General features: G+C 48.8%; 1 protein-coding gene. It reads right to left on the minus strand.

Annotated features, from left to right (window positions below):
• Positions 1–13: 13 nt before the first annotated feature.
• On the minus strand, positions 14–449 hold a 436-nt coding region (locus E0L35_RS25575), incomplete at its 5' end, for an amidohydrolase family protein (protein WP_212751720.1).

Here is a 449-nt window from a genome sequence, read left to right on the forward strand (position 1 = left end):
GTAATGTACCGTATCATCTTCCCGATGTTAGGATAGCCTGTCCCCTTGGCTGAGTCCACTTAGATTTCTGATCCCAGACTTTTTCTCCTCGCAACCACGTTTCCATGACCCGTCCTTTGACCTTTTTGCCGATATATGGGCTCACCTTGTTCTTGAAATGCAGGTCGTCCAGCTCTATCGTCCATTTCGCCTCAGGATCCCAGATGACAAGATCCGCATCTGCTCCTACAGTAAGAGAACCCTTCTTTGGAAAAAGACGTGTTTGTATTGCCGTGTTTCGCGAGGTCCATCGCGATACATCCTTAATGCTAAAGTTTCTCTCAGACGCTCCTGTCCATAGAATTTGCAAACCGAGCCCTAAGGCAGAGACACCTCCCCAAGCGGACATGAATGAGCCTTCCTTCAACTTGGGCGTGCATGGAGAATGATCTGACACGACAGAAGTGATC

This window comes from Halomonas sp. ATBC28 (genome assembly GCF_005937175.1).
Taxonomy (GTDB): domain Bacteria; phylum Pseudomonadota; class Gammaproteobacteria; order Pseudomonadales; family Halomonadaceae; genus Vreelandella; species Vreelandella titanicae.